We start from the raw sequence: 13,974 nt of genomic DNA, 5'->3' as shown, positions 1-13,974 counted from the left end.
CGCGGGTCACCTGGGTCCGGGCCCGGGCCCGGCCCGTCTGAGACCCGTGGACAACTGCCGGCCGACGCGCTTGACCAGCATCGTCATCTCGTAGGCGACCAGGCCGGCGTTGGCGCCGACCTCGCTCAGCAGCGCCAGGCAGCTGTTGGCCCCGGCGGGGACGACGAAGAACAGGCCGTCGTCCATCTCGATGAGCGCCTGCCGGACCTCGCCGGACTCCAGCTGCGGCTTGGCCCCGATCGCGAGGCTGTGGAACCCGGCGGCGAGGGCCGCCAGGTACTCCGCGTCCTCGCGGCCGACGCCGCGGGACATGCCCATGACGAGCCCGTCCCGCGACAGGACGACGACCTTGCGGATCTGCGGTACCCGGTCGACGAGATCGTCGAGGAGAAAGTTCAGCTCGGCCGCGACTCCCTGCTGGGTCATGATCTTCCCTCCATGCCGTCCGCGGGTCCCTCGTCCTCGTCCCTGCCGCGGAGCCATCCCGCCTGCAGGGAGGCGAACAGGTCCCGGGACGCCTCAGCTGAACGTTCCTCCCAGGCCGCGACGGCGTCGTCCTGGGCCGATGGCGCGGCGAACGGCTGCTCGTCGCGGAGTTGCGGCGCCAGGTTCCCGCCGCGCACGCGGCGCGGCAGCGGGGCGCGCCCGCCGGGCCCCGCCTGGGCCTGCGCCTCCCCGAAGGACGCGGGCGCCGCGAACCCGGCCCCGCCTCCCGGGTCCTGGCCGTACTGCCCGGGACCCGGCTGCCCGGGCCCCGCCGCCTGGAACGGGCGCGTCGCGTCGAACGCGGGCGGCGCCTGCCCGTACGGCGGTGCGCCGTAAGCGGACGACGGCGGGGTCCCGTACGACGGCGGGGTCTCGGTCCCGTCGTACGACGGCTGATCCTGGAAGGACGCCGGTGCGTTGAACCCCACCGTCGCGTCATGGCCCGGCTGCTCCTCGAAGGACGCCGGAGTTTCGGGTGGCGCCGCGTCATAGGCCGGCGCGGACGTGTCGTAGATGGGCGCGGACGTGTCATAGGTGGGCGCGGTGGTGTCGTAGGTGGGCGCAGTGGTGTCGTAGGTGGGCGCGGACGTGTCGTAGGGCGTCGGTGCGTTGAGCATCGCCGTGGACGTGGGCGCCGACGGGGTGGGCCACGACCTCGCCGACCCGTTCCCGGATGCGCCGTTCTCCTGGACGGGCCTCGGCCGGGCGACGGGAACGTCACCGGGGGCGCCGGCCGCGCCGTCCTCGTCGTCGGGCTGGTCGGCGTCCACGATCAGCTGGCGCGGGATCAGCACGACGGCGCTGACACCCCCGTACAGCGACGGCTGCAGCGCGACCCTGATGCCGTGCCGCCCGGCGAGCCGGGACACCACGAACAGGCCGAGCCGGTCGGTGACGGCCAGGTCGAACTCGGGGGGCCGCGACAGCCGCAGGTTGAGCGCGTCCAGTTCGGCCTGGTCGAGCCCGATGCCGCGGTCGATGATGTCGACGGCGAACCCGTTGGCGCCCATCTCGCCGCGGACCAGCACCTCGGTCGGCGCGGGCGAGAACACGGTCGCGTTCTCGATCAGCTCGGCGAGCAGGTGGATGATGTCGGCGACGGCCTCGCCGATCACGGCGGCCTGCCCGGACATCACGACGACCTCGACCCGCGTGTAGTCCTCGACCTCGGCGATCGCGGCGCGCAGCACGTCCTCGACGTGCACGGGACGGCTCCAGCCGCGGCCCGGGGACGTCCCGGACAGGATGACCAGGCCCTCCGCGTGCCGCCGCATGCGGGTGGTGAGGTGGTCGAGGCGGAACAGGTCCTCGAGGGCCTTCGGGTCGGACGCGCCGCGCTCCATCTCGTCCAGCATGCGGAGCTGGCGGTGCAGCAGCGACTGGCTGCGCCACGCGACGTTGAGGAACACGCGGCTGATGCCCTGCCGCAGGTACGACTCCCGCACCGCCGTCTCGATCGCGGTGTGCTGCACCTTCGTGAACGCGTCGCCGACCCTGGCGACCTCCCGGCTCTTGCCGATGACGAGCGGCGGCGCCTCGGCGGCCACGTCGACCTCCTCGCCCCGGCGCAGCCGGGCCACCACGCCGGGCAGCCGGTCCTCCGCGAGGTTCAGCGCGGCGCGCTGCAGCCCGCGCAGCTCGCGCGACAGGCTGCGGGCCGCCAGCAGCGACAGGACGATCGACGCGACCACCGCGAGCAGCCCGAACCCGCCCGCGAGGACGAGCCGCATGATGATCTGCTCGCCGATCGGCTCGGCCATCTCGTTGAGCGCCAGGCTCGCCTGGGTGATCTTCTGCGCCCAGGCCTGCGACAGCAGCTGCGTGGTGGCCTGCCACTGCGCCGCCTCGGGCGGCAGCTTGTTGTCGCGGACGTTGACGATCGCGGTCTCGGCCGCGCGGAACCGCTTGAACTCCTCGGTCGAGGCGAGCTGCTGCAGCGGCCCGCGGATCTGACCGTTCAGATCGGCGAGGCCCGCCTCGAACTGCCGCCGCCCCTCGGCCGCCCACTGCACGAACGCGGTGTGCTCGGCCGGGGTGAGCCGCCCGTTGCGCGCCATCGCGGCGGTGACCAGGGAGTCCTCGCGCAGCATGGTGGCGCGGGCGTTGCCGATGCTGATCAGCGCGCGGCCCTGCGTGAGGATGGCGACGTCGTTGACCGTCACCAGGCCGTTGAAGACCTTGATGACCTCGTCGAGGACGGCGCTGTAGGCGTTGATGACCTCCAGCGGCTCGGCGTCCCCGGAGTCGACCTGGGCGCGCAGCTCCGGCAGCGTGTCCAGGGCCTTGATCGCGACGGCGAGCCGCTGCTTCGTCTCGGGTTCGGCGGCGTCCCGCGCCTCGGGCGACAGCGCGGTCCCGCGGAAGGACGCCTCCACGCCGCTGACCCGTTTGCGCTGGCCGGCGAGCTTCTTCTTCGCCTCCGCGTCGCCGGTGCTGAGCGCGACGACGCTGAGGGAACGTTCCGCCTGGAGCTGGTTCACCAGGTAGATGCCCGGAAGACCCATCTTCTCGTACGTCGTGGAGAAGTCGTACTTGTCGAACGCGTCGCCGAGCGTGATGTTCGCGGCGAACGCCCACAGGGTGATGAGGGACACCAGCGGGACCAGCAGCAGGGCCGTGATCCGCAGGCGGATGGGACGTCGACGCCGGCCCTTGCGGGCGGACGCGTAGTCCGGGGGTTTGCTGTTCGAGGCGGGCGCGTAGGGGTCCGCCGGCCGACCTTCGGCGACCATCAGATCACAACCTCATGCGGGGAGACGGGCCGCGGTTCAGCGCCCGTGTACTCGGTCTCTACGTCTTTGTCTGCACGGTCTCGGTCCGCACGCTCGCGCTCGTCCGGCGCTCGTGCCGGTCTCGCGCTCGTGCTGGTCGATGCCGCCTGGGGGGCCGCCGTGCAGGGCGCCCGTGCCGGCGCGGGTCAGGCCCGCGCCTCGTCCATGGCCGCGCGGGCCACCAGCCCGCGGAGCCGACTGGTGATCATGGAGACGGCCTGCGCGTGCCCGCGCACGGCCTTCTCGCGCGTGGTGTACTGCCCGATGTCGGCGTGCATCGTGGTGTCGGACACGATCGTCTGCCACAGCAGCGGCCGCCCGTTCGCCGCGAGCCCGAGATCGATCACGGTGAACCAGGTCGAGACGACCACGACGACGCCGCCGACGCGGATGACGTCCTGCGCGAGCAGGCGTCCCCGCACGTCGAGCAGCAGGCGCTGGGCCTCCTCGGCTGTGGCGCGATTCCCGTCCGAGCGGTAGTAGTCAACGGACATGGCGCGCGCCTCCCATCGCCGAACCGGGGATCTGCGAGGGGAAGGCTCAGTGTCCGGAGTGTTCGTCCCGCGGCCAGGCCCGCACTTCGCACCACACCGCCTTGCCGGACGGTGTGTGGTCGGTGCCGTGCCGTTCGGCCATGACCGCGACGAGGAACCAGCCCCGTCCCGTCTCCTCCATGAGGTCGACCGGACGCTGCCGCGGGACGGCGGCGCTCTGGTCGTGGACCTCGATGCGGAGCCGGGTGCCCGCGCGCAGCATCTTCAGGCACAGGACGGAGCCGGGGATCGTGGCGTGCCGGACGGCGTTGGTGACCAGTTCGGAGACCAGCACCTCGGTGTCGTCGGCGATGTGGCCGATGCCGGAGGCGGTGCCGACGGACCGGCTGAAGCGGCGCGCCCGCGGCACCGACGCCCGTTCGGCGGGCAGTGTCAGCTCGCCCAGCAGGGTCGCGGCGGGCTCCTCGAGGGTGGACAGTCCGTGCGGTGCGGTGCCGTTGTGCGGGGTGTCGTGCGGGGACGGGGCCAGGGTGCTAGGGAGTTCGATGGTGTGGTGTTCGCCCGACATGATGGACGCCTCCTTGACTAAGGCGTGTTGTCCCGATCCAGCCCTGCCGGGGTGCGGGGCTGGGGAGGGCGCGGGGGGTTGATGCCGGTGCCGCCGCCGTTCGGGCATGCGGCGGCACGGTGCCGCAGGGGATGCGGGCCGCCGGCGCGCGGTGCGCTTCGGTCATGACGGCTCGCCCCCCTCGGCCTGGGTGCCCGCCCGTGCTCGCAGGAGCCGGGCGGTGCTGGTGAACCATTCGTAGTTCTCCTGCTCGAAGCGCAGGCCGCGCAGGCACGTCAGATACGGGCCCACGGGGGTACCGGTCCGCAGGAACGTCTCCTCGTCCAGATCGCCGCGCAGGTGCTTCAGGGTGTGCTCGAAGACCTCGACCTTGGCGGCGGAGGCCACCGCCCGGTCCTCGAGCTGCGCGATGACGGACTCGGCGGAGATGTGGTCCACGGCCTGCACCATGACGAGCAGGTTCTCTCGGATGATTCCTGGCTTGGCGGGGGACGTCGCGAACCGTTCGAGTTCGTCGACGCCGGCCTGCGTGACGGTGTACACGCGTTTGTTGGGACGGTCGTGCTGGATGATCTGCCGCCCGCTGATCAGGCCTTCGGTCTCCAACCTCGACAGCTCCGAGTAGAGCTGCTGCGGTACGGCGTGCCAGAAGTTGGAGACCGACAAATCGAAGATCTTGGCCAGCTGGTAGCCGCTGTACTCGCCATCGAGCAGCGCCGCCAGCACCGCGTGACGTAGCGCCATCGGCCTTCTCTCCCCGCCTTGACTCAGGGTTGTGCCGACGGTAGCAGACAACGACATGATTAGTCATGCTTTTGACTAGGATTGGTTAGGGCGATTTTTCCGGTTCACCGAGACTCCCGGTACCAGGGCCTGATGACCGGACGGTCACCGGCGTCCGGCGCAGCGCGGCGACGCCCGGTTCGAGGTCGCCGGCCAGTTCGGTGATCTCCCCGCTGAGGAACGCCTCCCGGGTCAGGCGGCGCTGCATCTTCCCGCTCGTCGTCCGCCGCACCGTGCCCCGCCCGGACAGGACGACGCTCAGCGCGGGCAGCTCGAATGCGCGGGCCACGCGGGTCTTGATGAGGGACGCCAGCTCGTCCAGCGGCGTCCCGGCGGCGGCCCTCGTACTGACCTCCTGGACGATGACGACCTGTTCCCTGCCGTCGTCGAGCGGGGTCTCGGTGACGAACGCGGCGCCGACGAGGGCGGCGGGGTGGGCGGCCTGCGCGGCCTCCTCGATGTCGTGGGCGTGGATGTTGCGCCCGTTGACGATGACGAGGTCCTTGATCCGGCCGGTGACGTACAGCTCGCCGTCGGCGAGGAAGCCGAGATCGCCCGTCCGGAGGTAGGGGCCGTCGCCCTCGGCGGTGCGGGCCTGGAAGCCCTCACGGGTCTCCTCCGGGCTGCGCCAGTAGCCGTCGGCGACGCTCCCGCCGCCGACCCAGATCTCCCCCACACGCCCCTCTGGCAGGCGCGCACGGGTCGCGGGATCGACGACGCGGACGTCCAGGGACACCGGACGCCCGCTGCTCACCAGCCGCCGCACCCCGCCCGCCTCACCGCCCGCGTCCTCGCCCGCGTTCTCGCCCGCCGTCCCGTCCGGTTCGTCGCGCGGGACGGCGGTGTCGCGGGTGAGGGCTTCGGCGTCGAAGTCGCGGATGACCGGGCCGCCGCCGAGGGGCGCCGCGGTGATGAGGAGGGTCGTCTCCGCCATCCCGTAGCACGGCATCCACATGTCGGGGCGGAACCCGATCGGGGCGAACCGCTCGGTCACCCTCTCCAGCGTCGCGGCCCGGACGGGCTCGGCGCCGTTCTTGACCACGCGCAGGGACGACAGGTCCAGCCCGTCCATCTGCCGGTCGGTGACGCGGCGCAGCGCGAGCTCGTACCCGAAGTTCGGCGCGACCGTGATCGTGCCGCGGTAGCGGGTGATCAGCTCCAGCCACAGCACGGGACGTTTGATGAACGTGATCGGCGAGGTGAACACGTAGCGGCAGCCGAGGTAGAGCGGCTGGAGGAACTGCCCCACCAGGCCCATGTCGTGGTAGTGCGGGACCCACCCGACCCCGACCGTGTCGGACGTCCCCTCGATCCGCCGTTTGATCTCCTCGCCGTTGCTCAGCAGGTTGCCGTGGGTGACCATCACGCCCTTCGGGGCGCTGGTCGAACCGGACGTGTACTGCAGGAAGGCCAGGGTGCCGGGGCCGAACGCGGGGGCCGTCCAGTCGCCGGGGCCGGGGCCGCCGTCGCCGTCCTCGGCGCTCTCGGTGTCGAGGCAGCGGACGCGTCCCTTCAGGCCCGAGTCGTCCAGCCACCCGTCGAGTCTGCCCCGGTGGGCGGTGTCGGTGAGGATCAGCGCGATGTCGGCGTCCTCGATGATCCGGCGCGTGCGTCCGAACCGTCCCGCGTCCAGTTCGGGCAGCGGCGCCGGTACCGCGACGACCCGCGCGTACAGGCAGCCCATGAAGGCCGTCAGGAACTCAAGCCCCTCCGGATACAGCAGCAGGACGGCCCTGTCGCGCAGGCCGCGCGCCTCCAGCCGGCACGCCAGCGCGCGCGCCTTGCGGTCGAGTTCGGCGAATCCGAGCACGTTCTCCTTGTACTTGCGGCCCGGTTCCTCACTGATGAAGGTGAACGCCCGGTCGTCGCCCTGCTCTTGAACGTTCTCCCGGACGAGCGACACGAAGTCCCTGTGCGCGTGCATGGGCTGTCACTCGTCCTCGGCCAGCGACAGCAGGGAGAACCAGCGACGCTCGCCGAAGCTGCGGAACATGGCGTCCTCCAGCGAGGGGAGGAACTCCTCGGACAGGACGGTGTCGGGCTGTGCGCGCTGTAGCAGGCGTTGCAGGCAGAGCACGAGCCACTGCCCTTCGGCGAACGCCCCGCCGAACTCGTGCCGGTTGTGCAGCCATGTCAGGGCGCACGACATCATCGCGTGCAGCTCGCAGTACCGCTTGGCACGCGCCAGCGCCGCCACCGAACCGGTGTCGCCCTCGCTCGCCCGGATGCCCTCGTCCACCTTGGCGCGCAGGCCGCCGATGCTGGACATCAGGTCCTTCAACTCCGCCGCGACACCGGGCGCCGCGTGCACGTTCGCCGCCGACAGCAGCTCCTCGGAGATCTCCTCGAACCGCTGCCCGACCTCGTCGCGGCCCTCGTTGGTGAGCTGCAGCATCCGGCCGTCCGGCTCCCACGCGGGGGGCGTCCTCGTCCAGCAGAACAGGTCGGCGAGCAGTTCCTCCTCGCCTCCCGTCTCCTCCGGCGGCTCGATCAGATACGGGAGCTGCCCGGCGACGTTGGCGAGGTTGACGTGCGTGGTGCCCTCGAAGATGCTCGCGATCGCATGGTCGCGCTGCAGCTTCTGGAACACCCCGTGCGCCACGCCCTCGCGCAGGTAGCCGCGCGCCGCCAGCACGGTCCCGATGCTCGCCACGACCTCCTCCCCCAAGACGGGGACGAAGTACTTCACGATCGACGACCACAGGCTGAGGCGTCCGGGCGCGACCGTCAGGCAGCGCGTCACCGGGATCGCCACGCACTCGGCGATCAGCAGATCAAGGTGCGTCTTGACGAGATGGTCGCGGATCACGGGGATCTTGTAGATGTCCGACCCGTACAGGGTGCGCTGGTGCGAGTACTCCATCCCGATGCGCACCACGGCGTCCATCGTCCCGACCGACAGCGCCGCGATCGCCGTCCTGGTGATCTGCAGCGTCTTCAGCGTCTGGACGAGCCCGGACCCGCGCCGCCCGATCACCCGCTCCGCCGGGATCCGCGCGCCGACGAACGCGACCCCGCTCAGGTCGTGGCCGCGCAGCCCCACCGTCCGCACCGGCGGCAGCGCCGCCCACATGTCCGGTTCGAGTTCCCGCTTGTCGACCAGGATCAGCGAGAAGTCCCGCGCGCCGGTCTTGGCGTAGGTGGTGACGAACCGTCCGCGCGTGGCGTTGCCGACCGGCCATTTCGTCCCGGTCAGCAGCAGCTCGTCCCCGCGGATCTCGGCCTCGGACTCCGACGCCATCACATCGCTGCCGTGATCGGCCTCCGAGACGCCGAAGCAGGCCAGATCGCCGTTCAGGACACCGTCCGCCACGGTCCTGCGCTGCCACCCGTCGCCCCAGAGCCAGATCGGGTTCACCGCCAGCAGCCCCGACCCGTACATCACCGCGACGGTGACGCTGCGGCGCGAGATGCCGCGCGTGACGAAGAACAGCTCCTCCAGCGTCGCCAGCCGGCCGCCGAGCCCGACCGGCACCAGGTACTTCGGGAAACCCCAGGCCCGGACGGCGTCGACCGCGCCCGGCGGCAGCTCGTCGCGCTCCTCCGCCTCGACGATCGCCTTGTAGGAGAACGGCCCGGCCTCGTCGTCCATCGGGTCGCCGAGATAGCCGTCCAGATCGGCGGCGATCCGGTGCGCCGGGGACAACTCGGCACGTCCGGCACGCACGGCGGGCGCCGGCCGCGCGGAACGCGCCGGGCCCACGGGGTCTGCCTGACCTGCGGGGTCTGCCTTGGTCACGGGGTCCGCAGGTGGTACGGCACCTGCGGTAGGCGCGGGACCTGCGGGGTGCGCGGGAACCTTACTGTCCATCTTCGTTTCCACTCCCTATAGCTGGGCGGTGTCGGACGGGCCCCCCGGTCCCTCCGCTCCCTCCATCCGCCTCCCGACCACCCGGGCGAGCGTCATAGCCGCGGGCAGGGGGCGGACCATCACGGTCAGGCCGGTGACGAGGCCGGTGTCGCCGAACCTGAGCAGGTCGAGCCCCTGGACGGCCTTGCCCATCACCCGGGCGTTGAAGATCAGCGCTTGGGCCGGCGCGTCCTGCTCGGCAGTGCTGACCAGCTCGTCGGTGTAGTGGAAGTCCTCGAAGACCTCCAGCAGCACGCCGAGCAGCGCGGCGACGGAGTCGCGGCCGCGGTACGGCTTCACCATCACCGGGCTGTGGAACTCGATGCCGGGATCGAGCGCGCTGGTGATCGCGGAGAGGTCATGGGCCTCCACCGCCTTTCGGAACGTTCCGGGAACCGTCACCTGAGCTGTCCCTTCACTTGCCGTGGGCCGGGTCAGTTCACCGTCCCGGGCGGGACGGTGTCGGCGGGGGGCGTGCTCTCGGCGGAACCGGCCCCGGCGGCGGCCCCGGGTTCGGGGCCCGGCGCCGGGGCCGGTTCCGTGGTGATGGCGGGGGCGGGAGCGGGGGCGCTGGCGGGGGCGGGGGCGGCGGCGCGGGCCAGGTCCTCGGCCCAGGCCCGGTATCCGTCGGGGGACGGGTGGAAGCCGTCGGAGGCGAAGAGCCGGCGGTCGCGCGCCATCGCCTCGTCCATGGGAGCGTGGACCGCCCCGCCCGCCCGGGCCGCGTCGCGCATGATCCGGTCCATGGTGCGCGCCCGCGCGCCGAGGAACAGGCGCAGCGGCTGCGGGATCGCCGGGAACCGGTGGACGGGCGGCATTCCCGCGACGACCAGGGTCGCGTGCGCGTACCTGCCCTGGAGGACGGTGATGAGCTCGGCCACGTCGTCCGTCCACCGCCGCAGCGGGCGCCGCCGGATCAGATCGTTGATCCCCACGGTGACGACCACGAGGTCCGGGCTCACTCCGCCGTTGCCGGGGGCGCCGTTGGCGGGGGCGCCGTTGGCGGGTGCGCCGTTGGCGGGGGCGCCGTTGGCGGGGGCGCCGTTGGCGGGGGCGCCGTTGGCGGGGGTGCCGTTCGCCGGTGGGACGAGTGCGGTCGCGACCCGGTGGGCCGTCGCGCCGTTCTCGCCGTTGACCGACCACGCCACGCTTCTGCGCAAGCGCTCTCTCAGCGCCTCGGCGAGGAAGCCCGGCAGCGCCTGCGCGTGCTGGGACGCCCCGACTCCCACGGCGGTGGACTCACCGATCACCACGACCCGGTACGCGGGCCCGGCACCCGGATCCGCGCCGGGTACGAAGCCGTACTCGTCCCCCGACGCGGGGGCGAGCCGGGGTGTCCGGCGCGCCGTCCGCCATGCCTGCACGGCCAGCACCGGCGCGAGCGGAATCAGCATCATCGACTGGGGGACGCGGGCGAAGGCGAATGGTCTCTTCATCTGTATCCCAGACTTGTGCGGTGGCCCCCGAGGCTCAGATGGCCCGCTCGCCGAGCAGGCTCCGTGCGATGTGCGCGATCACCTCCGCCACATATGCGTGTCCTCTCGGGTTCAGGTGGATTCCGTCGGCACTCCACATCGCGGGGTCGGCGACTTTCGCCACCGTTTCCCGCGCGGGAAACGGTATTCCGAAGTCGCCGGTGGCGCGGTCGAGCTCCTCGTTGAAGTCGTGAATGCGCTGCACGGTGCGCTTCTTGCGGAACTGCGACATCGGGGCGAGGTCGAGCAGCGGCGGCCGCGGCACCGGAATCGCGAGCGCGACCGCGCCGCGCTCGCGGGCCCAGCCGAACAGCTCGTTCAGCCGGGCCGCCGCGTCCGCCCGCTCGAAGCCGCGCAGCGCGTCGTTCATGCCGCAGCCGAGCACGACGAGGCCCGGCCGCAGGTCCCGGACGGCGGGCAGCTGCTCGCCGACCACGTCCTCGATCGTCGCGCCCGGGTCGGAGACGTTGAGCATCTCCGCACGGGAAACGCCCAGCTCATGGGCCAGCCGACCGGCCCAGCCGAGCCACCCGCCGGCCGGGTCCGGGTCGTTCTGGCCCTCGGCGACGCTGTCGCCGAGCACCACCATGACGGGCCCGCCGCCCGGCCGGCCGCCCATCACGCGACGAGTTCGAGCAGGTAGTCGGTGAGCGCGGTCACCGTCTCCCTGCGCCGGGCCTCGGCCACGTCGACCTCGACCTGCAGGTGGTCCTCGATGTCGCTGATGATGCTGATGGCGTAGACCGAGTCGACTCCATAGCGGGCCAGTTCGACCCCTGGATCGATGTTTTCGGCAGGCCTGTCGAGGTAGAAGGCGATCCTGTCAAGAAGCCACGATTGCAACTCGCCGTGGGAAATTGTTTCCGATCTGGTCACCGCACTCCTCCTTATGTAAGAGGATCATCGAATCAATCGCGATAGCTATCGGAAGACGAGCAACACGCAAGATACAGGCAAATGGAGGATGTGTCTCAGATCCGCATGTGAACGATCGGACACAACCATGTCTCTGTTTCGTAAATTAAGTCAGTGATCCGGTAAAACGGCGCTATGTTACCGATCAGTAACCACTTCCGTTAAGGGACCCACCCACAGCCCGCCGGGAAACCGGCGGCACCGTGAGTCCCACCGATCCGTTCCTCCCCGCGGACCTCATGACGGCACGCGACCTGCGTCGTTCCCCAGCAGGCCCGTCGCGGGCGGGCGGCTGCCGGCCACCGCGCCCCGGCACGTTCCATGAGAATTTCGGTCAACCACTCAGACTCGCCCATCACGGGCAAGCCAGGTCCTTCTTCCCCCGCGGCAAGACGTACCTGTCTCCGGCGGAGTCAGCCCTCGTCAGAGGCGCCGTCCACCGGCACCGGCCCGTTCAGGAGCGAGACGACGGGATTGGGGTCGCGGGTCTGCGCGAGCCGGTCCAGCACCGCGTGCGCACGCCGCGACCGCCACCGGTGCGCCGCGAGGCGGTGGAACGTGGCGAGCTGCGCGGCGGTCGGGCGCGACACCCCCGACAGCATGTAGCCGTGGTCGACCAGGCGGGAGGCGAGGACGTGCTCGACGAGATCCGCCTCCCAGTCCTCGAGGCGCTCCCGCCACGCCCCCACATTGCGGGTGTTGGGCGCCTCGTGCGTACGGAGGTGCCACTTGCGCGCGGACGGCACCGTCTCGCGGGCGTGCTTGTACGCCTTGGTCATCGCGGGGTCGTACTCCTCGCCGAGGAACGCGCACAGCTTCACCAGCGCGGGCTCCGGCTCGGCGACCAGGTCCTCGTAGCGGAACTCGTAGAAGGTGTCCGGGCCGAGGCGCGCGCTGAGGCGCTTCCCCGTGTCGACCGCCTCCCGCCAGGTCAGCGCGGCGGAGTACGTGTCGCCGTCGTACCAGGGCATCTTCTTCAGCGAGCTCACGGCGTCCCGTCCGTCCCGGACGAGGTGGATGAACTGCGCGTCGGGGAACATGCGCCGGAGCATCGGGATCCGGCGGAAGTAGCTCGGGCGCTTGTCGCCCCAGCGCGGTTTGCCGTGCTCGCGCGCGTACGCCCGGAAAACGGTCGCCAGCGCGGACCCGAGGGTCGGCGGTGCGTTCACGATCTCCTCGACGATGTCGTCCGGGTCGAGCTTGAGGACGTGGAACTTGGTGTCCTTGCCCTTGGCGATCCACTCGCCCAGCTTGCGCCGGTTCTCCTCAAGCTCCAGGTCGCCGAAGGTCTGGCGCGCCTCGTAGGAGGTGTGCACGAACCTGGTCTCGGACGGGAACGCGATGCGCGAGTGCGAGTGCAGCATCTGCTGGAGCAGCGTCGTTCCCGAACGGGGGCAGCCGATGATGAAGATCGGCCGGCTGGTCTGCGAGGTCATGGCGCGCCAAAATACGCCGGTTGCCTGAGCCGAACCCCAAAGCCACCTCAACGTAACCTGAAAGTTCGTCCAGACCTGTCACGCCCATGCTAGCCACCCGCGCGCCACGCGACGCAACCCCACTGAGCAGGCAGAGCGCCGGATCGAGGAGCGACCTCACGGCACGGCAGTGGCCCGGGGGACGGCCGCCGATCCGGCTGGAGACTTCCCTTAAAGAGAGAAATAAGCTAAAGTAACGACTGGTGTGCCGGGAAGCCTGGTCGGCGAGACAGGATATGTCTGCGATCAGGAGGGCTGATGACTCCCCGGCACTTTTTCATTGCGCCGCCACCGCCGGTGCCGTGCCTTCTCGCCCCGCCGTACGGCCTGACCGCCGTGGCCCGGGCGCACGACTTCCCAGATAGCTGAGCAGCACCCTCATCTCCCCTTAGCGGGCCTTTCTTCACGGCCGGCGCGTATTCAGCGCGCCCGGCACGGTCCATGACGTCTCGATGCGGAAGCGTGCGTTCAAATGGGTGAATTCGTCGACGTGGCGTTCGGTTTTCCGACCGCGCTTTTCAGCTTCTCTCTCGTGGTCGTCGCCGTGTACTGGGCCCTCGTCCTGGTCGGCGGCCTGGGTCTCGACTTCCTCGGCGCCGGCGCCGATGCCGATGCGGGGGCCGGCGCCGGCGCCGAGGGCGGGGACGCCGGGGACGGGGCCGTGGCCGGCGCGCTCGCGTTCCTCGGGCTCGGCGGCGTCCCCGGCACGATCGTGCTCTCGCTGCTGATCGCGCTCGCGTGGTTCGTCAGCCTGGCGGGGGCGGCGCTGCTCGACGGCACGGTCCTGCGGGCGTTCGTGCTGGTCGCCGCGCTGATGGCGGCCTGGTTCGGGACGCGGCTGACCGTGCTGCCGCTGCGCCGGGTCTTCCGGAGCCCGGCCGCGGCGTCGCTGCGCGACTTCGTCGGGCTGCCCTGCGTGATCCGCACCGGGCGGGTCGGGCCCGACTTCGGCCAGGCCGAGGTCACCGCCCCCGACGGGTCGTCCGCCATCGTCCAGGTCAGGCAGCCGGCCATGGACGTGGCCGTGGCGGGCGAGGCGCAGGGCACCGGCCTCACCACCGGCAGCACCGCACTGATCTTCGATTTCGACCCGGCCGGACAGTTCTTCTGGGTCATGCCGCACGACGCGGCATTCGACCGTCCGGCCCTCTGATCCC

The 13,974-nt window shown here is 71.2% G+C and carries 13 protein-coding genes; 1 reads left to right on the top strand and 12 read right to left on the bottom strand.

Going from position 1 to position 13,974, the window contains the following annotated elements:
• Positions 1-6: 6 nt before the first annotated feature.
• The 12 genes from AB0C35_RS07345 to AB0C35_RS07290 form a co-directional block, all read right to left on the bottom strand.
• Positions 7-426, bottom strand: coding sequence for a roadblock/LC7 domain-containing protein (locus AB0C35_RS07345; RefSeq protein WP_358451622.1), 420 nt, complete (start codon positions 424-426; stop codon positions 7-9).
• Positions 423-3,218, bottom strand: coding sequence for a nitrate- and nitrite sensing domain-containing protein (locus AB0C35_RS07340; RefSeq protein WP_358451620.1), 2,796 nt, complete (start codon positions 3,216-3,218; stop codon positions 423-425). Before AB0C35_RS07340 ends, AB0C35_RS07345 begins: the two co-directional genes overlap by 4 nt.
• Before the next feature lie 185 nt (positions 3,219-3,403).
• The gene (locus tag AB0C35_RS07335) at positions 3,404-3,751 is read right to left on the bottom strand and encodes a hypothetical protein (protein WP_358451618.1); all 348 of its coding nucleotides are present in this window, start codon (positions 3,749-3,751) and stop codon (positions 3,404-3,406) included.
• A gap of 46 nt (positions 3,752-3,797) precedes the next feature.
• Positions 3,798-4,319 carry an ATP-binding protein gene (locus AB0C35_RS07330; protein WP_358451616.1) on the bottom strand — a complete coding sequence of 174 codons (522 nt, stop codon included), beginning with the start codon at positions 4,317-4,319 and terminating at the stop codon, positions 3,798-3,800.
• Positions 4,320-4,481: 162 nt separating this feature from the next.
• A complete protein-coding gene (locus AB0C35_RS07325; protein ID WP_358451614.1) occupies positions 4,482-5,063 on the bottom strand; it encodes a PadR family transcriptional regulator in 582 nt (193 codons plus the stop codon).
• Positions 5,064-5,148: 85 nt separating this feature from the next.
• Positions 5,149-7,026: a fatty acyl-AMP ligase gene (locus tag AB0C35_RS07320; RefSeq protein ID WP_358451613.1), complete on the bottom strand. Its 1,878-nt coding sequence runs from the start codon at positions 7,024-7,026 to the stop codon at positions 5,149-5,151.
• 6 nt (positions 7,027-7,032) lie between these two features.
• Positions 7,033-8,769 carry an acyl-CoA dehydrogenase family protein gene (locus AB0C35_RS07315; protein WP_358451611.1) on the bottom strand — a complete coding sequence of 579 codons (1,737 nt, stop codon included), beginning with the start codon at positions 8,767-8,769 and terminating at the stop codon, positions 7,033-7,035.
• A gap of 159 nt (positions 8,770-8,928) precedes the next feature.
• Complete coding sequence (locus tag AB0C35_RS07310; protein WP_358451609.1) at positions 8,929-9,354, bottom strand: nuclear transport factor 2 family protein; 426 nt, start codon at positions 9,352-9,354, stop codon at positions 8,929-8,931.
• 32 nt (positions 9,355-9,386) lie between these two features.
• Positions 9,387-10,388: an SGNH/GDSL hydrolase family protein gene (locus AB0C35_RS07305; RefSeq protein WP_358451607.1), complete on the bottom strand. Its 1,002-nt coding sequence runs from the start codon at positions 10,386-10,388 to the stop codon at positions 9,387-9,389.
• Between the two features lie 34 nt (positions 10,389-10,422).
• Entirely contained in the window at positions 10,423-11,046 is a 624-nt protein-coding gene (locus tag AB0C35_RS07300) for an SGNH/GDSL hydrolase family protein (protein WP_358451605.1), read from the bottom strand.
• Complete coding sequence (locus AB0C35_RS07295) at positions 11,046-11,303, bottom strand: acyl carrier protein (protein ID WP_358451604.1); 258 nt, start codon at positions 11,301-11,303, stop codon at positions 11,046-11,048. The genes AB0C35_RS07300 and AB0C35_RS07295 overlap by 1 nt, the downstream gene beginning before the upstream one ends.
• Positions 11,304-11,755: 452 nt before the next feature.
• Positions 11,756-12,778: a sulfotransferase gene (locus AB0C35_RS07290; protein WP_358451602.1), complete on the bottom strand. Its 1,023-nt coding sequence runs from the start codon at positions 12,776-12,778 to the stop codon at positions 11,756-11,758.
• 511 nt (positions 12,779-13,289) lie between these two features.
• Here AB0C35_RS07290 and AB0C35_RS07285 point away from each other — a divergent pair.
• Positions 13,290-13,970: a hypothetical protein gene (locus tag AB0C35_RS07285; protein WP_358451600.1), complete on the top strand. Its 681-nt coding sequence runs from the start codon at positions 13,290-13,292 to the stop codon at positions 13,968-13,970.
• The last annotated feature ends 4 nt before the right edge of the window (positions 13,971-13,974 follow it).

The sequence above is a fragment of the Spirillospora sp. NPDC048819 genome, assembly GCF_040650055.1.
GTDB lineage: Bacteria > Actinomycetota > Actinomycetes > Streptosporangiales > Streptosporangiaceae > Spirillospora.
Note: the sequence above shows the minus strand (reverse complement) of the source record. Positions and strands in the feature narration are given on the sequence as shown.

What these genes read in the sequence shown, in the direction of transcription:
- AB0C35_RS07330 (WP_358451616.1), bottom strand. Translation starts at nt 4,319, where the DNA reads ATGTCGGGCGAACACCACACCATCGAACTCCCTAGCACCCTGGCCCCG.
- AB0C35_RS07290 (WP_358451602.1), bottom strand. Translation starts at nt 12,778, where the DNA reads ATGACCTCGCAGACCAGCCGGCCGATCTTCATCATCGGCTGCCCCCGT.
- AB0C35_RS07320 (WP_358451613.1), bottom strand. Translation starts at nt 7,026, where the DNA reads ATGCACGCGCACAGGGACTTCGTGTCGCTCGTCCGGGAGAACGTTCAA.
- AB0C35_RS07335 (WP_358451618.1), bottom strand. Translation starts at nt 3,751, where the DNA reads ATGTCCGTTGACTACTACCGCTCGGACGGGAATCGCGCCACAGCCGAG.
- AB0C35_RS07325 (WP_358451614.1), bottom strand. Translation starts at nt 5,063, where the DNA reads ATGGCGCTACGTCACGCGGTGCTGGCGGCGCTGCTCGATGGCGAGTAC.
- AB0C35_RS07345 (WP_358451622.1), bottom strand. Translation starts at nt 426, where the DNA reads ATGACCCAGCAGGGAGTCGCGGCCGAGCTGAACTTTCTCCTCGACGAT.
- AB0C35_RS07300 (WP_358451605.1), bottom strand. Translation starts at nt 11,046, where the DNA reads ATGGGCGGCCGGCCGGGCGGCGGGCCCGTCATGGTGGTGCTCGGCGAC.
- AB0C35_RS07340 (WP_358451620.1), bottom strand. Translation starts at nt 3,218, where the DNA reads ATGGTCGCCGAAGGTCGGCCGGCGGACCCCTACGCGCCCGCCTCGAAC.
- AB0C35_RS07285 (WP_358451600.1), top strand. Translation starts at nt 13,290, where the DNA reads ATGGGTGAATTCGTCGACGTGGCGTTCGGTTTTCCGACCGCGCTTTTC.
- AB0C35_RS07305 (WP_358451607.1), bottom strand. Translation starts at nt 10,388, where the DNA reads ATGAAGAGACCATTCGCCTTCGCCCGCGTCCCCCAGTCGATGATGCTG.